Origin of the sequence: Xanthomonas sp. BRIP62418, assembly GCF_003993495.1 — a bacterium.
Classification (GTDB): Bacteria; Pseudomonadota; Gammaproteobacteria; order Xanthomonadales; family Xanthomonadaceae; genus Xanthomonas; species Xanthomonas euroxanthea.
This window is the reverse complement of the sequence record NZ_QEZG01000025.1, coordinates 35408-60394: the sequence shown is the minus strand read 5'-3', so window position 1 is coordinate 60394 and position 24987 is coordinate 35408. Positions and strand designations below refer to the sequence as shown.

19 protein-coding genes and 1 pseudogene are annotated in these 24987 nt (G+C 66.3%); 15 read left to right on the top strand and 5 right to left on the bottom strand.

Annotated features, from left to right (window positions below):
* The first annotated feature begins 432 nt into the window (after positions 1–432).
* Positions 433–1740 carry a polyhydroxyalkanoate depolymerase gene (locus EO174_RS03470; RefSeq protein ID WP_039520278.1) on the top strand — a complete coding sequence of 436 codons (1308 nt, stop codon included), beginning with the start codon at positions 433–435 and terminating at the stop codon, positions 1738–1740.
* 262 nt (positions 1741–2002) lie between these two features.
* Here the strand turns inward: EO174_RS03470 and EO174_RS03465 are convergent.
* Positions 2003–2363, bottom strand: a pseudogene (locus EO174_RS03465) (PadR family transcriptional regulator).
* Positions 2364–2695: 332 nt separating this feature from the next.
* Between EO174_RS03465 and EO174_RS03460 the strand changes: the two are divergent.
* Entirely contained in the window at positions 2696–4255 is a 1560-nt protein-coding gene (locus EO174_RS03460; RefSeq protein ID WP_053045252.1) for an alginate export family protein, read from the top strand.
* Between the two features lie 128 nt (positions 4256–4383).
* On the opposite strand, the gene EO174_RS03455 is transcribed toward EO174_RS03460, so the two are convergent.
* Positions 4384–5742, bottom strand: a complete 1359-nt coding sequence (locus tag EO174_RS03455; protein ID WP_104583464.1) for a hypothetical protein — start codon at positions 5740–5742, stop codon at positions 4384–4386.
* Between the two features lie 153 nt (positions 5743–5895).
* Between EO174_RS03455 and EO174_RS03450 the strand changes: the two genes are divergently transcribed.
* The 3 genes from EO174_RS03450 (at position 5896) to EO174_RS03440 (ending at position 8171) form a co-directional block, all read left to right on the top strand.
* The gene (locus tag EO174_RS03450; protein WP_126942252.1) at positions 5896–6567 is read left to right on the top strand and encodes a DUF502 domain-containing protein; all 672 of its coding nucleotides are present in this window, start codon (positions 5896–5898) and stop codon (positions 6565–6567) included.
* A 4-nt stretch (positions 6568–6571) separates the two neighbouring features.
* On the top strand, positions 6572–7348 hold the full coding sequence (locus EO174_RS03445) for a queuosine precursor transporter (RefSeq protein WP_104583407.1): 777 nt from the start codon (positions 6572–6574) through the stop codon (positions 7346–7348).
* A 220-nt stretch (positions 7349–7568) separates the two neighbouring features.
* The gene (locus tag EO174_RS03440) at positions 7569–8171 is read left to right on the top strand and encodes a LysE family translocator (RefSeq protein WP_164739655.1); all 603 of its coding nucleotides are present in this window, start codon (positions 7569–7571) and stop codon (positions 8169–8171) included.
* On the opposite strand, the gene EO174_RS03435 is transcribed toward EO174_RS03440, so the two are convergent.
* Positions 8135–9007: an AraC family transcriptional regulator gene (locus EO174_RS03435; protein WP_164740069.1), complete on the bottom strand. Its 873-nt coding sequence runs from the start codon at positions 9005–9007 to the stop codon at positions 8135–8137. The genes EO174_RS03440 and EO174_RS03435 overlap by 37 nt on opposite strands.
* Before the next feature lie 151 nt (positions 9008–9158).
* On the opposite strand from EO174_RS03435, the gene EO174_RS03430 reads away from it, so the two are divergent.
* On the top strand, positions 9159–11099 hold the full coding sequence (locus tag EO174_RS03430) for a DUF885 family protein (protein ID WP_126942248.1): 1941 nt from the start codon (positions 9159–9161) through the stop codon (positions 11097–11099).
* Between the two features lie 187 nt (positions 11100–11286).
* Here EO174_RS03430 and mmuM read toward each other — a convergent pair whose 3' ends face one another.
* Positions 11287–12249, bottom strand: a complete 963-nt coding sequence (gene mmuM, locus EO174_RS03425) for a homocysteine S-methyltransferase (protein ID WP_119132362.1) — start codon at positions 12247–12249, stop codon at positions 11287–11289.
* A complete protein-coding gene (mmuP, locus tag EO174_RS03420; protein WP_126942245.1) occupies positions 12246–13643 on the bottom strand; it encodes an S-methylmethionine permease in 1398 nt (465 codons plus the stop codon). Before mmuP ends, mmuM begins: the two co-directional genes overlap by 4 nt.
* Positions 13644–14022: 379 nt before the next feature.
* Between mmuP and EO174_RS03415 the strand changes: the two genes are divergently transcribed.
* From EO174_RS03415 to EO174_RS03375, 9 genes are all read left to right on the top strand, one after another.
* Positions 14023–14412 carry a VOC family protein gene (locus EO174_RS03415; RefSeq protein ID WP_104583413.1) on the top strand — a complete coding sequence of 130 codons (390 nt, stop codon included), beginning with the start codon at positions 14023–14025 and terminating at the stop codon, positions 14410–14412.
* A gap of 143 nt (positions 14413–14555) precedes the next feature.
* Positions 14556–15449 (top strand): ABC transporter ATP-binding protein, encoded by an 894-nt coding sequence (locus EO174_RS03410; protein WP_126942241.1) that lies wholly within the window; start codon positions 14556–14558, stop codon positions 15447–15449.
* A gap of 12 nt (positions 15450–15461) precedes the next feature.
* Positions 15462–19052, top strand: a complete 3591-nt coding sequence (locus tag EO174_RS03405; RefSeq protein ID WP_126942238.1) for a M1 family aminopeptidase — start codon at positions 15462–15464, stop codon at positions 19050–19052.
* Between the two features lie 262 nt (positions 19053–19314).
* Positions 19315–19764: a DUF2147 domain-containing protein gene (locus tag EO174_RS03400; protein WP_104583415.1), complete on the top strand. Its 450-nt coding sequence runs from the start codon at positions 19315–19317 to the stop codon at positions 19762–19764.
* A 256-nt stretch (positions 19765–20020) separates the two neighbouring features.
* A complete protein-coding gene (gene metG / locus EO174_RS03395) occupies positions 20021–22105 on the top strand; it encodes a methionine--tRNA ligase (protein ID WP_126942235.1) in 2085 nt (694 codons plus the stop codon).
* 189 nt (positions 22106–22294) lie between these two features.
* Entirely contained in the window at positions 22295–22885 is a 591-nt protein-coding gene (locus tag EO174_RS03390; RefSeq protein WP_126942232.1) for an HAD family hydrolase, read from the top strand.
* A gap of 1 nt (position 22886) precedes the next feature.
* Complete coding sequence (gene rnfB / locus EO174_RS03385) at positions 22887–23318, top strand: Rnf electron transport complex subunit RnfB (RefSeq protein ID WP_104583418.1); 432 nt, start codon at positions 22887–22889, stop codon at positions 23316–23318.
* 379 nt (positions 23319–23697) lie between these two features.
* A complete protein-coding gene (locus tag EO174_RS03380) occupies positions 23698–24483 on the top strand; it encodes a hypothetical protein (protein WP_126942229.1) in 786 nt (261 codons plus the stop codon).
* 85 nt (positions 24484–24568) lie between these two features.
* Positions 24569–24940: a DUF4345 family protein gene (locus EO174_RS03375; protein WP_126942226.1), complete on the top strand. Its 372-nt coding sequence runs from the start codon at positions 24569–24571 to the stop codon at positions 24938–24940.
* Positions 24941–24987 lie beyond the last annotated feature (47 nt).

Sequence of the window (24987 nt, the reverse complement as noted above, 5' to 3'; positions counted from 1 at the left end):
TGGCTGGCTGAGGCACATATGGCGAGGCGAGCGGCTCGCCGCGCGCCCTCCCGCCACCCCTTGCCCGCAGGAAAGCGGCCTTCCTCCCTTCTCCCGGCGGGAGAAGGTGCCCCCGCAGGGGCGGATGCGGGTACGCACGAAGCCTGGTGGAAGTTGAGTGCGTGTGGGCCACACCCCTTGCCTTACTCGCCCTCCCCGCAGGCCGAGGAGCCTGCCAGGCAGTCCGCACGGCTCTGCGAGAACGCGCACTTCCAGCCCGGCGCCGTCGTCCGACGGATCTCCGATGGCGGCAACGCAAAATCGCGGCAAATCAGGGCGCTCGCGCCTGCCACAGCTTGGATGACAGCCTCTACCGTCCGCAGCCCCATTAAGGTGCAAATGCGCCAAAGGGGGTATGCTGCGCGGCAGCAAAGAGCCGCACGGATGGGTGGAATGCTTTATCAACTGCACGAGCTGACCCGCAATCTGCTAGCGCCTTGGGTGCACCAGGCCCAGGCGAACGCCAAGATGTTTTCCGACCCTGACAGTCTGTGGGCCTCGCTCCCGGGCGCCGAACGCATGGCGGCCAGCAATGAGCTGTTCCATCGCCTGGGCAAGGAGTACGAAAAGCCGGCCTGGGCGCTGGACGATGTCGAGGTCGACGGCCACTCGCTGCCGATCATCGAACGTGAAGTGCTGAGCAAGCCGTTCTGCCGTCTGCTGCGCTTCAAGCGTTTCAGCGACCATGTCGAGTTGATCGGCACGATGAAGCAGCAGCCGGCCGTGCTGGTGGTGGCGCCGTTGTCCGGCCACCATGCCACCCTGCTGCGCGACACCGTGCGCACGCTGCTGCGCAACCACAAGGTCTACGTGACCGATTGGGTGGACGCGCGCATGGTGCCGCTGGAAGCCGGTGCCTTCCGGCTCGAGGACTACATCAGCTACATCCAGGAGTTCATCCGTCACATCGGCGCCGAGCGCCTGCATGTGGTGAGCGTGTGCCAGCCAACCGTGCCGGTGCTTGCGGCGGTGTCGTTGATGGCCACCAACGACGAGCCCACGCCGCGCTCGCTGGTGATGATGGGGGGGCCGATCGATGCGCGCCGCAGCCCGACCCAGGTCAACAACCTGGCTACCGAGAACGGTATCGAGTGGTTCCAGAACAACCTGATCCACACCGTGCCGTTCCCGTATCCGGGCCATGGCCGGCAGGTGTATCCGGGCTTCCTGCAGCACGCCGGCTTCCTGTCGATGAACCCCAACCGGCACGTGATGTCGCACTGGGATTTCTACACCGACCTGGTCAAGGGCGACCTGCAGGACGCGCAGGCGCATCGGCAGTTCTACGACGAATACAACGCCGTGCTCGACATGCCGGCCGAGTATTACCTGGACACCATTCGCGTGGTGTTCCAGGACTTCCTGCTGCCGCAGGGCAAGTGGAAAGTGGATGGCCAGCTGGTCAAGCCCTCGGCGATCCGCAATACCGCACTGCTCAGCATCGAAGGCGAACTGGACGATATCGCCGGCCTCGGCCAGACCGAAGCGGTGCACGATCTGTGCACCGGGATCGACGCGGCGCATCGCCGTCATCTGGTGGTGGAAGGTGCCGGCCACTACGGCATCTTCAGCGGCCGCCGCTGGCGCGAAGTGGTGTACCCGCAGGTGCGCGAATTCATCGCTCGCTACGATGCCGACCCGGTGGGCAGCCGCGATCCGGCCACCGTCACCCCGATCCGCAAGCGCGGCAAACGCGCTTGACCGGCAACAAAAAACGCCCCTCGATCGAGACCGATCGAGGGGCGTTTTTTTTATGCACAGATGCCTGGTTCGCGCCAACCCAGAGGACTGGTCGCGTGCGCGGTGCCCTCACCGCCCTCACCGCCCGCAGGAGTGCCATGAACCCTTCCCGGTTCGGCATCGTGGAGCGCATCCTGGAGCGTCGCCGGGTCCGCGCAGGCCAGGGCTGGCGCACTTGCACAAGGTCATCGGGACTGGTGGTCGGCAATGGACGTGCCTGTCATCAGTAGGTCCCCTCCAGCACTGCGTCACCGGAATCGCGGGTGGCGCGCCAGGCGGCGCTCCAGTCGCGGAGGCAATCACGCCCGGTTTGGGTGATGCGGTAGTAGCGCCGCGGCGGTCCGGACGCAGAAGGCTCGACATGGCTGTGCAGCAGCCCTGCGCCGTCCAGATTGCGCAGCACCGGATACAGCGCGCTGTGCGTGCCGCTGAGCACGCCACCCAGCCGCTCCAGCCGCTTGGCGATCAGATAAGCCGTACAGCGGCGCATCGGCCTGCGCCAGCACTGCCAGCAAGGCCAGCGACACCGTGCCGGTACTCAGCTCCTTCTGGAATTTCCGCAGGCAGGCATCGGATTCGCTCATCGGCCAGCTCCACCAGGTCGAAGGCAATGCTATTGCGAAGTTAGGAATAGTGAATATGTCGGTAGTCACGGGCCGGGATAGGGGAATCGGGATTGGGGATTTGCAAGGCAAGCAACCGAGAATTTCCGTACACGACTCAAGCGAACTGAAGAAGACCTGGCGCGTTATTTGCAGGCCCGCTTTTGCGAATCCCCAATCCCGACTCCCCAATCCCCGCTCATGTGCTTAGAACCATTGGGTTACTCCCTTTGCGGCAGCGCTCCACTACAGTCATTGCCCACTGGGCCGATACCACTTGCTCAGACGACTCACTTTTTCGATAGGGCGACACGATGCGACTAGCACGCTTGGCACAGCCGGCCATGGCTGAAACTTCCTTTGGCGCCACCCGGTGCCTGTGCTTGGCGATCGGGTTGTCACTGCCGGCACTGGGGTTTGCGCAGGCGCAGACCGCGCCGGTCAATGCCGAGCAGACCCAGCCGGAACCGGCGAAGGCCGCGCCCGCCGCTCCTGCGGCGCCCGCGCCCGCCAAGGGGTATCCGCTCGAAGCGCAGGGCTGGGGCGCCAAGCAGGGCGGCAACATGTGGCAGGTGCGTTGGGCCGAGGACTGGTCGTATCTGAAGGATCCATCCAAGCGCAAGAGCCCGTTCGATCCGCTCAAGTACATTCCGTTCAATGAATCGGGCGATGTGTATGTCTCGCTCAGCAACGAACTGCGCGTGCGCAGCAACACCATCACCAATCCCGGTCTGATTCCCGGCAGCCACTCGCAGCAGCAGTATCTGTTGCGCGCGTTCTTCGGTGCCGACTTCCATATTGGCGAGCACTTCCGTCTGTACACGGAACTGGCACACGGCAGCCTCGATGGACGCAACGAGGGCGCCAAGACCGGTACGCAGGAAAACAACGCGATCCTGCAGCAGGTGTTTTTCGATGTGAAAGGACGCGTCAATGATGCCGACCTCGGCCTGCGCGTGGGCCGCCAGGTGTTTGTCGATGGCCCCACCACGCTGATGGCCTTGCGCGACAACACCGACATCTTCGTGACCTTCAACGGTGTGCGCGCCTGGGCGATCGGCGAAAAGACCCGCGTGGACCTGTTCGATTTCAACTTCAACCTGGATGGCACCGAGGGCCTGGGCGATGATCGCATCGACCGCTCGCGGCACTTCCGTGGCGTAGTCGGCGGCTGGCGCATGCCGACCGCCAAGCCGATGTATCTGGAGCCGTTCTTCTACCAGTTCCGCAACGACAACCAGGTCTGGGGCCGGCAGACCGCCGAAGAAAACCGCAACTACTACGGGCTGCGCCTGTGGGGCAATGTGGGCAAGCTGCGCACCGACTCGTTCGTGACCGTGCAGCGCGGCAGCTACGGCGGGCGCGACCTGCGTGCCTACATGGCCAGCACCTCCAATGCGTGGACGCTGAGCGACAACGGCTGGAAGCCGCGCCTGGGCTTCCATAGCGAAATCGCCTCCGGCGGCGGCGGCACCTCCGGCACCGGCACGCTGCGCAACAACAACTTCCTGTACGGCAATACGATCTACTTCAGCTGGGCGACGTTCTTCGGCCCGGTCAACCTGGTCACCGCCGCGCCCACGTTCACCTTCTCGCCCACGTCCAAGCTCACCGTGAACCTGGAATGGGAAACCCTGTGGCGCCAGACCACCAGCGATGCGATCTACAACAACCAGGCGCGCGCCTACGCACGCACGCAGAACACCGGCGAGCGCCGCATCGGCACCATGCCGCGCATCAACGCCACCTGGAACATCGACCCCAACTGGTCGGTGACCTTCCGCGCCGAACACCTGATGGCAGGGCCCGCGCTGGAAAAAGCCGGCTACGGCGATTCGACCTTCGTGATGGGCTGGTTGAATTTCCGGTTCTAAACAGGGGCATCACACTGATGTAGCGACTGACAACGCCGTCCGGGATCCGTTCCTGGGTGGCGTTGTCCGTTATGCAATCAGCGACGCGTGCTTGCCTGCCCTGGTGTCGCCTTCTGCAGCCGCAAATGTCACGGCTTGCCCTGCATCGCTGCTGCCTGTGCCACCTTGCTTGCCGCCAATGGCACCTGCAGGTTGGCGTGATCGCTGCGCGCGTAACGCGGCAGTTCTAGCGTCTTTCCATCTTCGCCAGCGGTGATGTCGCGCCCTGGTCGGATCAGCGTGGCGGGCAGTTGATCCAGGCGCTGCGCCAGCGTCTGTTGCTCGGCGGGATGCGCACGTAGCCACAGCACTGCCGAGGTCAGCCGCGTTGTCGCGGCCAGATCCTGCAACTGCCATTGATACTGCGCGCTATCCATATGCTCCACGTCGGCGAACAGGCAGCCGATTGCGTTGGCGATACAGGCGAAGGTCACTGTTGGCGCGGCGGGTATGGCACTGGTCGGCACCTTGCGGTCCTGCTCCACCTGCGTGCGCACGTCGGTGTGGCAGGCCCAGGTGTAATACGGCGCGGTCAGTGCACGGGTTCGTTCAACGTCCAGCAGCGGCGGCACCAAACTGTCGTACCAGCGCCGCTGGTCGCCGCCGGCTTCGACGACCGCGCGGTAATTGGCACTGACCAAGCGTGCTTCGCCGCGTAGGCCTCCACACAGGCTGGTCTCATCCATCGTCAACGGCGCAAATGCCGCTTGGCAACGCGCAGGTAACGGCTGGGTCGACGGCAGTTCGCTCAGCATGTCGGTGAACAGCTCGGCGTTACCGCGCAACATGGCTGCCCCGATCATCGTCGCGATCAGTGTGTCCTGACCGCGCAACAGCACGCGCGCCACCTGTGCGTCCGCACACACGCCAGACAACGCAGCCTGCTGGTGGCCCTGGACGAAGTCCAGCGCGTGCTGGGTCATCGGCACACTCAACCCCTGCAACTCCGGCAGCGGTGTGTCGGCACGGGTCGGAAACAGATTGCGGTAATAGTCACGCGATGACAGCGTGGCGGCGCGCTGCAACAGCGGTGCCTGTGACATCAGCGCATCGGCATAGGCTTGGGGCTGAGCGCGCACCTTGTCCAGGCAGTCTGGAGTGGACCAGTTGCACTTGGGCGGTGCGGCGGCTGGCCACGGCGGCGTGCGCGGATAGCGCGCTGCGTCGCTGACAAAACCGGCCGCAGTCCTGGCGTTCGCAAACCGCTGCAGATCGCGTTCCATCACGACGTCCTGTTCGGTAGCCGGGACGACATACGGCAGCAACCAGAGTGCAGCAAATAGATTCGAGCCTGCCGGCGGTGCGGCTGGTGGTTGATCGATCTGCGCCAACGCCTGGCGCTGCGCGTCAGGAATCGGCCAGCGCGCGGAGATCGCGTACAGGGCCACCAGCAGGGCGATCAGGATGCATAGCCCCAGCAGGGCCGACTTGAGAAATTTGGCGAGCATGCGCGGGCACCGTCCGTGGATGAGCTGCGCCATCTTAGAGCGGCCCGGACAGAGCTGCGAGTGGCATACGCCGATGCGCACTTGCCGTCTCCCCGGCGAACAAGGCGCGCCGCGCGCCTGCACCGGGCACGGCCGAATGCCTACAATGCGCGCATGTCCGAATCCCCCCCGCATTCCCGCCCTTCCCTGCAACGGGTCTTCCTGACCGGCTTGCTCACCCTGCTGCCGGTCTGGTTGACCTGGGTGGTGGTGAAGTTCGTGTTCTCGCTGTTGTCGGGCATCAGCAGCCCATGGGTGGTGCCGCTGTCCGAACGCATCGCCGCCTCGTTCCCCGATTATCTGGGCTGGATCAAGGCGCTGTGGGTGCAGAACACCATCGCGCTGATCGCCACCGTGGGCGTGATCCTGTTCGTCGGCATCCTGAGCCGGCGCGTGATCGGCCAGCGCCTGCTGCGCTGGTTCGAGGCGATCATGCGGCGCATCCCGCTGGCCAGCGTGGTCTACGACAGCGCGCGCAAATTGCTCGACATCCTGCAGACCCAGCCCGGCAGCACCCAACGCGTGGTGCTGATCGACTTCCCGCATCGCGACATGAAGTCGATCGGCCTGGTCACGCGGGTGATCAAGGAACAGGGCACCGGCCGCGAGCTGGCGGCGGTGTATGTGCCGACCACGCCCAACCCGACCTCCGGCTATCTGGAGATCGTGCCGGTGGAGCTGCTCACGCCCACCGACTGGAGCGTGGACCAGGCCATGAGCTTCATCATCTCCGGCGGCGCAGTGGCGCCCGACTCGGTTCCCTTCACCCGCACGGCGGATCGCTGACGCAATGACACGGCCGCGTACCCTCGACGATCGTGCGGTCCGCCTGTTCATTGCGCTGGCCGCGTTCTTTTGCGTCAACGCGGCATTGGCCGAGTTCATCGGCGTCAAGATCTTCGCGCTGGAAGACACGCTCGGCATCGCGCCGTTGAACTGGAACCTGTTCGGCCAGACCGGCTCGCTCAGCTTCACCGCCGGCACCTTGCTGTGGCCGGTGGTGTTCATCATGACCGACACCATCAACGAGTTCTTCGGCAGCCGCGGGGTGCGTTTCATCTCGTGGGTGGCGGTGGTGCTGATCGGCTACGGCTTCGTGTTCGCGTTTGCCGCGATCGCATTGGCGCCGGCAGCCTGGTGGGTCACTGCGGCGCAGGGCCAGGGCGTGCCCGACTACCAGGCGGCCTTTGCGGCGGTGTTCGGCCAGGGCCTGTGGACGATCGGCGGCTCGCTGGTGGCGTTCCTGTTCGGCCAGTTGATCGACGTGTCGGTATTCCATCGCATCCGCCGCGCCACCGGCGAAAAGCACGTGTGGCTGCGTGCCACCGGCTCCACGGCGGTGTCGCAACTGGTGGACAGCTTCGTGGTGATCTACATCGCCTTCGTGCTCGGACCGCAGCACTGGTCCATCGACCAGTTTCTGGCGGTGAGCACGCTCAACTACGTGTACAAGATGGGCTTTGCGATCGCACTGATCCCGCTGCTGTATCTGGCGCGCCGCGCCATCGGCGCATACCTGGGCGCCGAGCGCGCCGAGCAGCTACGCGAAGAAGCCGCCTCCGGCTGACAACGCGGAAGCCTGCCGGCCGCATCGCTGCAGGGCAACCATCGGCGCCCGGGGCGGCGGCATCGAACCGGCCCCTTGGTCTTGCGCGCAGCCCGCCCGCCGCCCGTTCGCTGCGCTTGCCGATCATGCGACGGCCGCAGCGGCCGCCCATCGAAATTTTGTTCAATCCGCGGCTGCGGTCGCCAGCCATGCTGGTGCGCCCCGCTACGGATTCCGCGCCATGGACCATCTTGTCGCAATGGCCAGCTTTGCGCTGGTGTGCTCGATTTCGCCCGGCCCGGTCAACCTGGTCGCGTTGAGCACCGGCGCCAGTGCCGGCGCGCGTGCCGGGCATGGCCACGTGATCGGCGCCACCGTCGGCTTCGTCGCGCTGCTGCTGTTGGTGGGCCTGGGACTGCAGCAGGTGTTGCTGCGCTGGCCGCTGCTCGGCCGTGCCTTGCATCTGGCAGGGGTGGGGTTCCTGCTCTACATGGCCTGGCGCCTGCTGCGCGACGATGGCGTCATCGAAACGGCCAGGCCGCGCACGGCCGCCTCGTTCTGGACCGGTGCGGCGATGCAATGGCTCAACCCCAAGGCCTGGTTGGCGGCGACCTCCGGCGTTGCGCTGTATGCAACGACAGGCACCACGCAACTGGCGGGCTTTGCGGTGGTGTATGCGCTGGTCTGCTACCCCTCGCTGGCGTGCTGGTTGCTGGCCGGCGCAGCGCTGCGCCGGCATGTGCAGGTGCCCAAACAGCTGCGGCGCTTGAATCGGGTGTTGGCTGCGCTGCTTGTACTGAGCGCGGTCTATCTGCTGATGGAACTAGGGACCGCATTGCGATAACGCCCCGGTGTCACCGCCCAGGCGCGTTTGAAGCTGCGCTGCAGGTGCGCCTGGTCGGCGTAGCCATGCGCATAGGCGACTTCGGCGATCTCTCCGCCACGCCGCAAGGCCTCGCGTGCACGCTGGAAACGGCAATCCAGCAGATACGCATGCGGGGTCATCCCGTGGGCCTGGCGAAAGCCGCGAATCAGCCGCGGCGCCGGCATCCCGGCCAGCGTGCACAGTTCGCGCAGCGATACCGCACGCGCGTGATGGGTCTGCAGATACTCGGCCACCCGTCGCATCGGCCCGGTATCGACCGCAAGCGCGCGACTCATCGGCTCCACATGCAGATGCAGCCGCGCCACGAACGCGATCAATGCACTCTCGCGTGCAAGCGCGTCGGCATTGCCATCGGTCAATACGGCATGCATGCGGTCGAAGGCGGCATAGGCTGCCGGGGTCTGGCACAGCGGTGCCGCCAGCAGGTGCACATCGGCGTTGGTGGCCAGGCCGAGTGCGCGCTGTTGTTCGCGCAGCCACGCCACGTCCAGATACAGCATGCGGAACGACCAGTCCTGCTGCTGATCCGGATTGCAGGCATGCACCTCGCCCGGGTTGATCAGGGTCAGCGACCGCGCGCCCACCTGCGCCCTCACGCGTCCATTGCGATAACGCGCAAGCCCGCGGTCGACCGCGCCCACCGACCATTGCTCGTGCGTATGCGCGGCATAACACAGGCTGCGGCTGTTGATCACCTGGCGCAGTTCGACAAAGGGCAACGCCGGATCGCGCCAGAAACCCTGCCCACCCTGCACGGGCACCTGCGTCCCGCATGTCGATTCATCGCTTGGCATGTACGCAAGCCTATCGCACTGCAGCATGCCTGCGCGCCGCAGGCATGCGCAGCGGGCTTCATGAATTCCAGGCGCGCCCCGTGTGCCCGATGGGTGGCCGGAACGGTGCGGATCGGGCAAGCTCCCCGCTCGCTTGTTCCCGGAGCCGGTAATGCCCCTCAGCTTTTCCCGCCTGCTGTCCCTGGCCCTGGCCGCCGTGCTGAGCCTGTCAGTGGCAGCGCCCGCCGATGCGGCCAAGAAGAAAACCGCCAAGGCACAGACCACGCAAACGCGCGCGAAGGCGAGCAAGGGCAAGAAGGCCACCAAGCCGGCCGCCAGAACCAGCAAGGCCGCCAAGGGTGGCAAGGCCGCCAGGCCCAGGCCACGTGCGGTGGCCGCCCCGGTGGTGCTGACCAAGGCGCAGCAGCTCAATTTGCTCTACGACCAGTACTGGGATGCCTCGCTCAAGCTCAACCCGCTGCAGGCCACCTTCCAGGGCGAGACCCGCTACAACGACCAGCTGCCCAACTTCCTGTCGCCGGCGTTCCGGCAGCAGTCGCACGACTTCACCGTGCTGTGGCTGGGCAAGGCCGAGGCGCTGGGGCCGGACGGCCTGAGCGGGCAGGACCTGCTCAGCTACCAGATCTTCGTGCGCGATGCGCGCAGCGCGCTGGCGGCCGAGCAGTTCCCCAGCTGGATGCTGCCGATCAACCAGTTCTACAACATCGCCAGCATCGCGGTGGTGCTGGGCTCGGGCACCGGCGCGCAGCCGTTCAAGACCGTCAAGGACTACGACAACTGGTCGCGGCGTGCGGTGGGCATCCCGGACCTGTTCGACCAGGCCATCACCAACATGCGGGCCGGCATGCAGGCCGGCGTGGTGCAGCCGAAGGTGCTGATGCAGAAGGTGCTGCCGCAGCTGGATGCGATCATCGCGCGCAATGCCGAAGACAGCCTGTTCTGGGGCCCGGTGCGCAACCTGCCGGCAGACATGCCCGAGGCCGACAAGCAGCGCATCACCGCCGAATACAAGCGCCTGATCGAAGTGCGGATCATGCCGGCGTACCGGGCGCTACGCGGCTTCATCGCCACCGAGTACCTGCCGGCCTGCCGTGACACCGACGGCCTGACCGCGCTGCCCAATGGCGCGGCCTGGTACGCCTACGACGTGCGCCAGAGCACCACCTCCGACCTGACCCCGGAGCAGATCCACCAGATCGGGCTGGACGAGGTGGCGCGGCTGCAGGGCGAGATCGCCGCGCTGGCCAAGCAGGTCCGGTTCCGCGGCAACCTGCCCAAGTTCTACAAGTTCATGCAGACCGACAAGCGCTTCGCGTTCCGCAACGAGACCGAATTGCTGGGCTATTACCGTGGCCTGCAGGGACGCGTGCAAGCGGCGGTGCCGCGCCTGTTCAATGTCCAGGGCATGCCGGCGCTGGAAGTGCGCGTGGTGGAACCGCAGCGTGCGCAGTCGGCCGCCAGCGGCTCGTACATGCGCCCCAGCGGCGACGGCAGCACGCCGGGGGTGTTCTACGTCAACACCTCCGACCTGGACGCGCGCAGGACCTGGGAAACCGAAAGCCTGTATCTGCACGAGGCCATCCCCGGCCACCACTTCCAGCTCGGGCTGCAGCAGCAGCTGACCGACCTGCCCAAGTTCCGCCGCCTGGGTGGCGAGACCGCCTACATCGAGGGCTGGGGGCTGTACGCCGAATCACTGGGCCGCGAACTGGGCCTGTATCAGGACCCGTACAACTACTACGGCTATCTGCAGAACGCGTTGTGGCGCTCGATCCGCCTGGTCACCGATACCGGCCTGCACAGCAAGGGCTGGACCCGCACGCAGGCGATCGACTACATGCTCAACAACTCGGCCATGACCCGCACCGATGCCGAGGCCGAGGTGGACCGCTACATGGCCATTCCCGGCCAGGCGCTGGCGTACAAGGTCGGCGAGATGAAGATCGCGCAGTTGCGCGAACAGGCGCAACGCGAACTGGGTCCGCGCTTCGATGTGCGCGCCTTCCACACCGAGGTGCTCAAGGACGGCTCGGTGCCGCTGGATATCCTGCAGGAGAAGATCCAGCGCTGGATCGCCACGCAGAAGGGGTGAGGCGAGCTGGCGTGGCATCACGGTCGTCAAGCAACCGCAGGTAACGCGCTCCGGACCAGGCGCGTCACCTGTGGGCGTGGCCCGAAGCGCAGGCGACCTGACGCGTCTGCCAGTGGCACACACGCGGCTGACAGGCTCGTCCGAGGCGCTGCCCTGCGATCAACGCCGCTGCCCTACCGGCTGCGTTTCAACCCGCCACGCGTGCGGCCGCCAGCGCGGCGATGTCGCGCGGCGTGGTGCGGCAGCAGCCGCCGATCAACCGCGCACCTGCGGCCAGCCACTGCGCATGCTGATCGGCCAGGGTGCACGCCTGCGCGGCGCCGGCGTGCCAGCGCTTGTCGCTGGCGTCGTAGTGTTCGCCTGAATTTGGATACACCACCAGCGGCAGCGTGGTCAGCGCGGACAGGCTTTGCAGCGCGGCGGTGACATCTTCCAGCGCAATGCAGTTGATGCCCACCGCGATCACCTGCGCGCAGGCATCCAGCGCCGGCACGACCTGCGCCAGCGGCGTGCCATCGCTCAAATGCGCCGCATCACGCAAGGTGAACGAGAACCACGCAGGCAGCTGCGGGAATTCCTCCAGCAGCAGCCGCAGCGCGACGATCTCGCTGGCCGACGGCAGCGTCTCGCAGGCCAGCACATCCACGCCAGCCGCGGCCAGCGCGGCGATGCGCGGGCGATGGAAGTCCATCAGTTGCGCCAGCGGCAGTGCATAGTCGCCGCGATATTCCGAACCATCGGCCAGGTACGCACCATACGGCCCGACCGACCCGGCCACCCATAACGGCGCGTCCTGCGGTTGCGCCTGCAGATGATCGGCGCGCGCCTGTGCAGCCAGGGCCACGCTGCGTGCGATCAGCGCCTGCGACTGCGCCAGGTCCAGCCCGCGCGCGGCAAAGCCCAGCGGCGTGGCCTGGTAGCTGGCGGTGATGGCGCACTGCGCGCCGGCAGCGAAATAGTCGCGATGCACCTGGTAGATCAGCTCCGGCTGTTCCATCAGCACGCGCGCCGACCACAGCGCATCGTTGAGATCGCAGCCGCGTTGTTCCAGTTCGGTGGCAAGTGCACCGTCGAGCAGCACGTAGCCGTCGTGCTGCAGCGCCTGGCTGAAAGGCGCCCCGGCGCGCGGCTGGCGGGGAAGAATCGTCATGGGTGTGGCCTCCTGCTGGCAAGCCATTGGGTGAGTGCATGGGCGCCGTAGCACAGCGCCACGAACGGGATGCCGCACCACAGCGCAATGCGCTGCTGCGGATCGAATGCCAGGCCGATGCAGGCCAGCAGGCAGAGCGCAAACCCCAGCAGCGGCGTCCACGGATACCACGGCGCGCGGTAGGCCAGGCTCTCCGGCGCGATGCCGTCGCGCAGCAACTGGCGTCGAAAGACGTAGTGCGAGGCGCAGATGCTCAGCCACACCACCACCACCGCAAAACCGGACACCGCCGAAATCGCCACGAACACGGTATCGGCCGCATAGACGCCGGTGAGCAGCGCCAACAGGCCGCCCAACATGCTCAGTATCAAGGCCGGCAACGGGATGCCGCGACGGGTCAGGCCTGCGAGCCGCGCCGGCAGCGTGCCCTCGTTGGCCAGCGACCACAACATGCGCGCGGCCGCATACAGGCCGGAATTGGCCGCCGACAGGATCGCGGTGAGGATCACCGCATTCAACACATCGGCCGCATACGGGATGCCCAGCAACTCGAACGCGCGCACGAACGGGCTGGTGTCCACTGCCGCCTGCTCGGCCGGCAGCAACGCGGCAAGCACCAGCACGGTGCCGACGAACAACACCACCAGCCGTACCAGCGTGGTGCGGATCGCCAGCGGAATCGCACGCGCCGGCTCCGCGGTTTCGCCCGCGGCCACGCCGATCAACTCGGTGCCGGAAAAGGCAAAGTTCACTGCCACCATCGTCATCAGGATCGGCAGCGTGCCTTGCGCAAACCAGCCGTCGGCGCGCAGGTGGCGCAATCCCGGCGCCGGCGACCCATCGGCCAACGGCAGCACGCCGATCACCGCCGCGCCACCGAGCACGATGAACAGCACGATCGTGATCACCTTGATCAGCGAGAACCAGAATTCGCCTTCGGCAAACCAGCGCGCCGAGACCGTGTTCAGGGCGAAGATCAGCGCGCAGAACAACAGACACCAAGGCCATGCCGGGGTGTGCGGGAACCAGTACTGCATGCAGAACGCCGCCGCGGTCAGGCTCGAGCCCAATGCCACCGTCCAGGTCAGCCAGTACAGCCACGCCACCACGTACCCGGTGGCCGGGCCGAGATACCGCGCGGCATACACATGAAAGGCGCCGGTCTGCGGCATCGCCACCGCCAGCTCGCCCAGGCATTGCATCACCAGGTACACCACCAGCGCGCCGATCAGATACGCGATCACCGTGCCCAACGCACCGGTGCTGGCGATGATGTAGCCGGTATTGAAGAACAGCCCGGTGCCGATGACCCCGCCCAGCGAGAGCATCACCAGATGGCGCACCTGCATGCTGCGCTGGAATTGCGGTGCGGCGGTGGACGACGGGTCGGGCATCGGCGTGTCTGATCGGTGGCAGCGCATCCTGCCATGCGCGCGCAGGCGAGCACAGCCATGCAGTGGCCAGGCGTGACGCACAACCAGGTATTGCGGGATGCCATGCGGCATGTCGCGCCCACGATCGGCCCACGTACGCTTCGCGCTCGGCCCGGCCGGCACGACACGCCCTGGCGCTACCGGGGGTATCCTCGCGACTGCTCATCCGGACTGTTGCCATGCCATACCATCTGCACACACGCACGGCGGCGCAGACGCAGCGCTGGAGCGCATCCCGGCTACCGGCACGTCTGGCAGCCCGGATCGCTGTCGCCGCGCCTCGCGCATCCGTGCCGGCCCCGCAGCAGCGCCCGTGTCCGCAACGCGTGCGAGGCGCCGCATGAAGCTGGCCGGCATCCACCACGTGGCGATCATCGCCGGCGACTACGCGGTCTCCAAGCGGTTCTACTGCGACATCCTGGGCCTGCGGGTGCTCGATGAGCATTACCGGCAGGCGCGCGATTCCTGGAAGCTGGACCTGGCGCTGCCCGATGGCGGCCAGATCGAGCTGTTTTCGTTTCCCGACGCACCGCTGCGCCCCAGCCGCCCGGAAGCCCGCGGCCTGCGCCATCTCGCCTTCCGCGTCGAGGATCTGGACGCGGCCGTGGCGCATCTCGCTGCGCACGAGGTGAGCACCGAGGACATCCGCATCGACGAATACACCGGCCGCCGCTTCACCTTCTTCGCCGACCCGGATGACTTGCCGCTGGAGCTGTACGAGGTCGGTTGAGCGCAGCGGACAGCAGGGTTCGGTCACATCCGCCGCACGGGCACGTCAAACAGGCGTAGTCGATCGTCGCTGTGACTTCCGGCGGATGCGGCGATACCGCAACGTCGTGAAGATCCAACCACCCCAGGACACAGGAACCGTCCATGCTGCAGATCCGCGCGCTGTCCAAGACCTACGCCAATGGCGTGCATGCGCTGCAAGGCGTCACCCTCGACATCCCTCGCGGCATGTTCGGACTGCTGGGGCCAAACGGCGCCGGCAAGTCGTCGCTGATGCGCACGCTGGCCACGCTGCAGGAGCCCGATTCGGGCAGCGTCAGCCTGACCGGCGCCGATGGCAGCAGCATCGACGTGCTCACCGACAAGGACGCGTTGCGGCGCCGGCTGGGCTACCTGCCACAGGATTTCGGCGTGTACCCGAAGGTGAGCGCGCTGGACATGCTCGATCACTTCGCCGTGCTCAAGGGGCTCACCGATCGCGGCCAACGCAAGGAGGTGGTCGAGCGGCTGTTGCAGCAGGTCAATCTGTGGGATGCGCGCAAGCGCAAGCTCGGCACCTATTCCGGCGGCATGCGCCAGCGCTTCGGCATCGCGCAGGCGCTGCTGGGCAACCCGCAACTGGTCATCGTCGACGAGCCCACCGCCGGGCTGGATCCGGAAGAGCGCAATCGCTTTCTCAATCTGCTGGCCGAAATCGGCGAAAACGTCGTGGTGATCCTGTCCACCCACATCGTCGAAGATGTCACCGACCTGTGCCCGACGATGGCCATCATGAACAGGGGCCAGGTGCTGCTGACCGGGCGGCCTGCCGATGCGATCGCCATGCTGCAGCAGCAGGTCTGGCGCAAACAGGTCAGCAAGCAGGCATTGCCCGATTACGAGGCACGCTTCACCGTGCTGTCCACGCGCCTGATTGCCGGCCACCCGGTGATCCACGTGTTCAGTACCGATTGCCCGGAGCCGGGTTTCGAACAGGTCGCTCCCGATCTGGAGGACGTCTATTTCCAACGCCTGCGCACGCAAGCGCTGGCCGCCTGACGGAGCGCTGCGATGATCCTGGCGTTCCTGCGCTTCGAGCTGCGCGAACAACTGCGCTCGCCCCTGCTGTGGCTGCTGGCTGCGTTGTATGCGCTGCTTGCGTTTGCCGCGCTGTCCAGCGACGCGGTGCAGATCGGCGGTGGCATCGGCAACGTGCTGCGCAATGCGCCTACGGTGATCGCCACACTGCTCGGACTTTTCAGCCTGCTCGGCCTACTGGTGACCACCCTGTTCGTCAGCAATGCCTTGCTGCGCGACTTCGACCTGGGCACCGCCGAGCTGGTGTTTTCCACGCCGGTAAGGCGACGCGACTATCTGCTCGGCCGCATCGGCGCGGCGCTGATTGCCGGCATGCTGATGTATGTGGTGATCGCGCTGGGCATGTTCGCCGCCCAGTTCATGCCGTGGATCGATCAGGCCCGGCTCGGGCCGGTCGCCGTACTGCCCTATCTGTGGTCGCTGCTGGTGCTGGTGCTGCCCAACCTGCTGTTCACCACCGCGCTGCTGTCGGTGCTGGCGGTGACCACGCGCAGCATCCTGTGGGTCTATATCGGTGTGATCGTGTTCTTCGTGCTGTACGGCGTGAGCCGTGCGCTGATGGCCGACCTGGACAATGTATGGATCGCCACGCTGTCCGACCCGCTCGGCATTCGCGCGTTGTCGCAGACGCTGCGCTACTGGTCGGTGGAGCAGCGCAATCACCAGCTGCCGCCGCTGACCGGTTACCTGCTCGCCAATCGCGCGCTGTGGCTGGGCATGAGCGGTATGTTGTTTGCCGCCACGTTCGCGCTGTTCCGTACCGAGCGCAGCGGGACGCGGCGGCGCCGTGGTGCGGCGTCGGTTGCGCCTGCTGATGCACCTCCCGCCAGCGCGCGCGTCACCACGACACGCCTGACGGTCACGCCCAGCTTCGGCGCGGCCACCGCATGGCGGCAACTGCTGCGCCAGATCCGTTTCGATACGCTCGGCGTGCTGCGCAGCGCGCCGTTCGTGGTGCTGCTGATGCTGGGCCTGGCCAATTTCATTCCGACCGCACTGTTCACTGCGCGCCTTTACGGTACCGCCGTGCTGCCGGTCACCTCCTTGATGCTGCAGGCGCTGCAGAACAGCTACAGCTTTCTGCTGATCATCGTGGTGCTGTTCTATGCCGGCGAACTGGTGTGGAAAGAACGCAGCAACCGTATCGACGGCATCACCGATGCCATGCCGGTGCCGGACTGGGTTCCCCTGCTGGGCAAGTTTGTGGCCTTGCTGGCGGTGATCGCCAGCTTCCAGCTCGCCGGTGCGGTGACCGCGATCGCGCTGCAGCTGGGCCACGGCTACACCAGCATCGAGCCGCTGCTGTATCTCAAGACGCTGGCGCTGGGCTCGGTACTGTATGTGCTGATGGGCGGCATGGCGCTGGCGCTGCAGGTGCTGAGCAACAACAAGTTCGTCGGCTATGCGTTGCTGATGCTGGTGCTGATCGGGCAATCGGCGCTGTCGATGCTCGACTACACCCAGAACCTCTACACCTTCGGCGGCTGGCCCAATGCGCCGTATTCGGACATGAACGGCTACGGGCACTTCCTGCCCGGCCAGTTGTGGTTCCAGGGCTATTGGGGCGTGTTCCTGCTGGCCCTGCTGTTGCTGTCTTCGGCGTTCTGGCCACGTGGCGTGGGCCATGGCCTGCGCCAGCGTGTGCGGCAGGCGCTGCAGCGCCTGCGCAGCCCGACCGGTGCGGCCCTGGCGGTCAGCCTGCTCGGCTTCGTGGCGGTCGGCGGCTGGCTGTACTGGAACACCAACGTCTACAACAGCTTCCTGTCGCCGGAACAGCGGCTGGACCTGCAGGCGCGCTACGAGCGCGATTACCGCAAATACAAGGATCTGCCGCAGCCGCGCATCATCGCCGTCGACAACCATGTCGACCTGCATCCGGAAACCCAGTCGGTGGTCATCGATGCCACCTGGACGGTGCGCAACACCCACCCCACGCCGATCAGCGAGGTGCACATCGGCATGCAGGGCCGCACGGGGGACCGCAGCCTGGTAAAGGTGGACCTGGGCGGGCAAACGCTGACCCTGCACGACGTGCCGGCCGGCTACCGCATCTATCGACTACAGCGGCCGCTGCAACCCGGCGAAGAGCGCGTATTCCGTTTCCACGTGGACCAGCATCCACATGGCCTCACCGCCGAGCAGGCACAGACCGAACTGGTCGCCAATGGCAGCTTTTTCAACAACACCTTGCTGCCTTGGTTCGGCTACAACACCCGGACCGAGATCAGCGACCGCAACGACCGCCGCAAGCGCGGCCTGGGCGAACCCACGCGTATGCCCAAGCTCGAGGACCAGGCCGCGCGCGCCAACACCTACGTCAGCGACGATGCCGACTGGCTCGACTTTGCCAGCACCGTCTGCACCGCGCCGGATCAGATCGCCCTGGCACCGGGCTATCTGCAGCAGGAATTCCAACGCGATGGCAGGCGCTGCTTCCGCTACGTGATGGACCGGCCGATGCTCAATTTCTACGCCTACCTGTCGGCACGTTGGCAAGTGCGCAAGGCGCGTTACAAGAACATCCCGATCGAGGTCTATTACGACTCCAAGCACCCGTACAACGTGCAGCGCATGATCGAAAGCGTGCAGAAGTCGCTGACCTATTACGAAGCCAACTTCAGCCCGTATCAGCATCGTCAGGTGCGCATCATCGAGTTCCCCGGCTACGCGCGCTTTGCGCAGTCATTCGCCAATACCATCCCCTATTCCGAGTCGATCGGCTTCATCGCCGACCTGCGCGACAAAGACGACATCGACTACGTGTTCTATGTCACCGCGCACGAAGTGGCGCACCAGTGGTGGGCGCATCAGGTGATCGGGGCGAACGTGCAGGGCGCCACCTTGCTGTCCGAATCGCTGGCGCAGTATTCGGCGTTGATGGTGATGGAGCGCGAGTACGGACGCGCCCATATGCGCCGCTTCCTCCGCTACGAACTGGATCGCTATCTGGAAGGCCGTGGTGGCGAAACCATCGAGGAGTTGCCGCTGTATCGCGTGGAAGACCAGCAATACATCCACTACCGCAAGGGCTCGCTGGCGTTCTACCGGCTGCGCGAGGAGCTCGGCGAGCAGGCGCTCAATCGTGCATTGCAGCGCTTCCTGGCGGCCAAGGCATTCCAGCAGCCGCCCTACACCACCTCGGCCGAGTTGCTGCAGGCCATTCGGGCCCAGGCACGCCCGGACCAGCAAGAACTGATCACCGACCTGTTCGAGAAGATCACCTTCTACGACAACCGCGTGGTCAGCGCGCAGGCGCGCAAGCGCCCCGATGGCCGTTTCGAGGTGACCGTGCAAACGCAGGCGGCCAAGTTGCAGGCCGACGGCACGGGCAAGGAGCAGGCGGTGCCGCTGGACGACTGGATCGAGGTGGCGATCTACGGTGCTCCGGCCGGCAAGAACGCACAGGCGCCGGTACTGGCCTTGCAACGGCAGCATGTCACCAGCGCCGCGCCCAGTTTCAGCATGACCGTCGACCGCCTGCCGATCGAGGCCGGCTTCGATCCGGACAACAAGCTGATCGATCGCGTGCCGGCGGACAACCGCAAGCAGGTGACGCTGCAATAGCGGGTGGTTGCTGCCGTGGCTGCTGATCGGTGATCGGCGAGGGCATGCGGGACACACAGCCGGCAGCGCAAGCGAGCCGAACAGCGCCATGACCGCTGACATGAGACATACCCGGCCCCGTCAGCGGACCTGGACCGGCAACGGCACCGGGCGCGCGTGGCATGAACGCATTCCGCAGCGCGCCTTTCCCCCACCATACTCCACGGTATACATTCCGGTCAGGCCGCCGACGGCGGCCACAGCAATCCCTGGGAGGGGACACATGCGCAAGACCTTCAAGACCCTGATGCTGGCCCTGCCGCTGGCCGCCGCCTCGCTGCTGGCCCAGGCCGCCGATTCGCCGGTGGGCCGCTGGAAAACCATCGACGACGAAACCGGCAAGCCCAAGTCGGTGGTGCAGATCGAGCAGCTCGGCAACGGTACGCTGAGCGGCAAGGTGGTCGACATCCTGCAGTCCAACCATGGGCCCAACCCGACCTGCGACAAGTGCGATGGCAACCAGAAGGGCAAGCCGATCAAGGGCATGACCATCCTGTGGGGCCTCAAGCCCGACGGTACCGCGGTGTGGAGCGGCGGCTCGGTGCTCGACCCGGCCAAGGGCAAGACCTACAAGGCCAAGGTCACCCTGACCGACGGCGGCAAGAAGTTGCAGATGCGCGGCTATGTGGGCGTTGAGGCATTGGGCCGCACCCAGACCTGGATTCGTGAATAGCTGGGATTGGGGAATCGGGAGCCGGGATTCGCAAGAGCGGGCGCCCTGCGGGGCGCCTTTTTTGTGCGTCGGCGCATCGTTGAGGGCTTGTCGTATTGGGCGGGATCCTCGGCTGCTGCCGCCGCAGCGATGGCCAAGGCCGCGCGTCTGGACCGGCACGTGGCCTGGTCCTGCCTTGACGAATCCCCAATCTCCCAGCCCCAATCCCGGCTCTCGACTAATGCGATAATCGGCTGTCCCCCGCATTACGCCTGCCATGACCCGCACCGCACTCGTCACCACCGCCCTGCCCTATGCCAACGGGCCGCTGCATCTTGGCCATCTGGTCGGCTACATCCAGGCCGACATCTGGGTGCGCGCGCGCCGCCTGCGCGGCGACAAGACCTGGTTCGTCTGCGCCGACGACACCCATGGCACGCCGATCATGCTTGCCGCCGAAAAGTCCGGGGTCACCCCGGAGGCCTTCATCGCCAGCATCCAGGCCAGCCATGAGCGCGATTTCGCCGCGTTTGGGGTGACCTTCGATCATTACGATTCGACCAATTCGCCGGTCAATCGCGAACTCACCGAGGCCTTCTACACCAGGCTGGAGGCCGCCGGTCACATCAGCCGCCGCTCGGTGGCGCAGTTCTACGACCCGGCCAAGGGCATGTTCCTGCCGGATCGCTACATCAAGGGCATCTGCCCCAATTGCGGCAGCGCCGATCAATACGGCGACAACTGCGAGGTCTGCGGCGCCACCTACGCGCCGACCGAGCTGAAGGAGCCCAGGTCGGTGATCTCCGGTGCCACGCCGGAGTTGCGCGACTCGGAGCATTTCTTCTTCGAAGTGGGCCATTTCGACGGGTTCTTGCGTGAGTGGCTGGCCGGCGATGTGGCACTGCCCGGCGTCAAGGCCAAGCTCAAGGAATGGCTGGACACCGAAGGCGGCCTGCGCGCCTGGGACATCTCGCGCGATGCGCCGTATTTCGGCTTCCAGATTCCCGGCCAGCCGGGCAAGTATTTCTACGTGTGGCTGGACGCGCCGATCGGCTACCTGTGCAGCTTCAAGACCCTGTGCGCGCAGATGGGCGAGGATTTCGAGGCCCATCTGGTCGCCGGCACGCAGACCGAGCTGCATCACTTCATCGGCAAGGACATCGTCAACTTCCACGGCCTGTTCTGGCCGGCGGTGCTGCACGGCACCGGCCATCGCGCGCCGACCCGGCTGCACGTCAACGGCTACCTCACCGTGGACGGCGCCAAGATGTCCAAGTCGCGCGGCACCTTCGTGATGGCGAGGACCTTCCTGGACGTGGGCCTGGAACCGGAGGCGCTGCGCTACTACTTCGCGGCCAAGTCATCCGGCGGCGTGGACGATCTGGACCTGAACCTGGGCGATTTCATCGCGCGGGTGAATGCGGATCTGGTCGGCAAGTTCGTCAACCTGGCCAGCCGCTGCGCCGGCTTCATCGGCAAGCGCTTCGACGGCAAGCTGGCCGACGCCCTGCCCGACCCGGCGCAGTACGACCGCTTCGTCGCCGCACTGGCGCCGATCCGTGAGGCCTACGAGCGCAACGATGCGGCCAGCGCGATCCGCCAGACCATGGCGCTGGCCGACGAGGCCAACAAGTACATCGACGACACCAAGCCGTGGGTGATCGCCAAGCAGGACGGTGCCGATGCGCAGCTGCAATCGGTGTGCACGCAGGGCCTGAACCTGTTCCGGATCCTGGTGGCCGCACTCAAGCCGATCCTGCCGCGCACCTGTGCCGAGGCCGAAGCCTTCCTGTCGGCACCGATGACCAGCTGGGACGACGTCGCGCGCCCGCTGACCGCGCACGTGATCCAGCCCTACACCGCCCTGTTCACCCGTATCGACCCCAAACTGATCGACGCCATGACCGACGCTTCAAAAGACACCATGGCCGCACCTGCGGCACCCGCTGCGACCACCAAGCCCGCACCGGCCAAGGCCGAGACGAAACCGGCGGCCGTTGCGACTCCCCAGTCCCCAACCGCCGCTCCCAGCCTCATCGGCATCGACGATTTCGCCAAGCTCGACCTGCGCATCGGCAAGGTGCTGGTGTGCGAATTTGTGGAAGGCTCGGACAAGCTGCTGCGCTTCGAGTTGGATGCCGGCGAGCTGGGCAAGCGCCAGATCTTCTCGGGCATCCGCGCCAGCTATGGCGAACCGGAAACGCTGGTCGGCCGCAGCGTGGTGTTCATCGCCAACCTGGCTCCACGCAAGATGCGCTTCGGCATCAGCGAAGGCATGATCCTGTCGGCCGGCTTCGACGGCGGCACGCTGGCACTGCTGGACGCCGATGCTGGTGCGCAGCCGGGCATGCCTGTTCGGTGAAGCGGGAATGGGGAATCGGGAGTCGGGAATCGTAGGAGCCAGAGCTGATTGTTGAGGGAGACCTGACACCAGTGCCTGGCCCGTCCCCTCATCCGCCCCTGCGGGGCACCTTCTCCCTGTGGGAGAAGGGAAAGCAGACGCCGCGCCGTTAACCAATCCCCACTCCCGACTGCCCAATCCCAGCCCCTCATGCACCTGGCCCTGTTCGACTTCGACCACACCATCACCACCTGCGACAGCTATGCGCGCTTCCTGCGCAAGGTGGCCACGCCCGCGCAGCTGGCGACGGCGAAGTGGCAGGTCGGCCCATGGGTGCTGGGGTATCGGTTGGGCATGGTGTCGGCTGCGGCGCTGCGCGCGCGGGTCACCCGCATCGTGTTCAGTGATCGCCTGCTGGACGAGGTGGCCGCGCACGGCGCCGATTTCGCGCGCACTGCATTGCCGGGCGTGCTGCGCGCCGAGGTGATGCAGCGCATCGACTGGCATCAGGCGCAGGGGCATGAAGTGGTACTGGTGTCGGCCTCGCTGGACCTGTACCTGCAACCGTGGTGCGCGCAGCATGACCTGTCGTTGATCTGCAACAAGCTGGAACACCACGCCGGCGTGCTGAGCGGGCGCTATGCGGAAGGCGATTGCGGCCCACGCAAGGCCGCGCAGATCCGCCTGCGCTATGACCTGTCGCAATACGAATGCGTGCATGCCTACGGCGACAGCCGTGAAGACAAGCCGCTGCTGGCGCTGGCACAGCAGCGCTGGTATCGCGGCAAGCTGCTGCACTGACATGCACACCGCAACGCCCGCCGCATCGCCCGACCTGGTCGAACGCCTCGACCGCCTGCTGCCGCAGACCCAGTGCGGCCAGTGCGGTTACGACGGCTGTCGCCCGTATGCGCAAGCGATGGCAGACGGCAAAGCGGATGTCGATCACTGCCCGCCCGGCGGCGATGCAGGTGCGCGTGCGCTGGCGCATGTCCTGCAGGTGCCCGCGCGCCCTTACGACCGCACGCGTGGCCTGCAGACACCGGCGCAGGTGGCGTGGATCGTCGAAGCCGACTGCATCGGCTGCACCAAGTGCATCCAGGCCTGCCCGGTGGATGCGATCGTCGGCGGCGCCAAGCACATGCATACGGTGATCGCGCCGCTGTGCACCGGGTGCGCGCTATGCCTGCCGGCCTGCCCGGTGGATTGCATCGTGCTGCGCGCAAGCGGCTAGACCGCTGGCCGGACGCGTGGCGCAGGTGCCAGGCGCGCCCCACCCGGAATCGGGGGTGCCACCTGCACCGCGATGTCTGCACTCCATGCGTGCCTGCACGACGCGTGCGTGCTCGCGGCCGGCCCCCTGAGCCGGCAGACTTGTGTCCACGCCCCGGCTTCCGCACCCGGCTGCGCCCTCGCCCTGGCCGCGCGCGCGCGGCCGGCGCGGCATCGGCAATCCCATGCATGCACCTGCGCTCCGGGCAGCGCCCAACGCCCCAAACCCGTGGCACTGGCCTCCAGGTACGACACCGCGTCAGGAACGTCCTGACGCATCCGGCGCATCCGCACTGCGGATGCGCTCGTATTGGTAGGCACTTCCATCGAGGAATCCGCCGATGCGTCCACTCGCCGCTGCCCTTGCCGCGCTCGCCAGCGTATGCCGGCCGGTTCCGCCGTTGCTGCTGGTGTTGGGCGGCTTGCCGCTGAGCGCGGCGGCAGTCACCCGTGTGGATGGCGATGCCTTCGATGGCGACAGCGGCGCGCTGCGCTATCGCGAGTCGCACTGGTTGCTCGACGATGGCGGGCGCGTCGTGCTGTATCGCTGCGCGGACGGACGCCCGTTTGCGCGCAAGCAGGTCGATGGCGGCGGCAGTTCGCCCGACTTCAGCCTGATCGACGGCCGCGACGGCTATCGCCAGGGCGTGCGTCAGCGCGACGGCGTGCGCGAGATGTTCCAGCAGGAACCCGGCAAGGCCGAGCAACGCACGCCACTGCCGGCCGACGACGGCCCGCGCGTGATCGATGCCGGCTTCGATGCATACCTGCGCAGCCACTGGGATGTGCTTGCCGGCACGCCGCAGCGCGTGGACTTCGTACTGCCAAGCCTGCAACGCCAGCTGGCATTCCGTGTCGAGCGCATCGACGATACCGGCGGCCAGCGCCGTTTTCGCCTGAGCCTGGATGCGTGGTACGGCGCGGCAGTGCCCGCGCTCGAAGTGCGTTATTCGATCGCCGACAAACGTCTGCTGCAATTCCGCGGCGTGGGCAATCTGCGCGACGAGCGCGGCCGCTATCCGCATGTGCGCATCGTTTTTCCGGACACCGCTGCGCGTGCGGTCAGCGCCGATGCGCTGCGCCAGGCGCGCGAGCAGCCGCTGGTCAAGAGCTGCAGCGCCCCGTGAACCAGGTCCGCGCCATCTTCACGTTCGACCACGCGCGGTTGCGTACAACGGCCCGGTCACCTCTTCCCCATACAGGACCATCGCCATGGCCAAGGCCTACCTCTGGATCAACGCAGTGCTCTACGTCGTGCTGGCGATCTGGTGCACGCTCTCGCCGGCCAAGACCGCCAATGCCGTGGGCTACACCCAGCTTTCGCCGGCCGGGCAATCGGAATACCTGGTCATCTATGGCGGCCTGCAGCTGGGCATGGCGTTCCTGTTCGGCTACTTCGCGTGGATCGATCAACCGCGCACCGGCCTGCTGGTCGCACTCGCGTTCTACCTGCCGATCGTGCTGTTCCGCAGCGTCTCCCTGGCGCGCCTGTGGCCCGTCTCCGCGCCCACGGTGGCATTGGCCGGCGTCGAGATCCTGTTGCTGCTCGCTGCCGTCCTGCTGTGGTTTCAGCAGCGCAAGTGAAGGACAGCGTCCGCCCAGTCCGGTAGCATCGCCCCCACCTCAAAAAA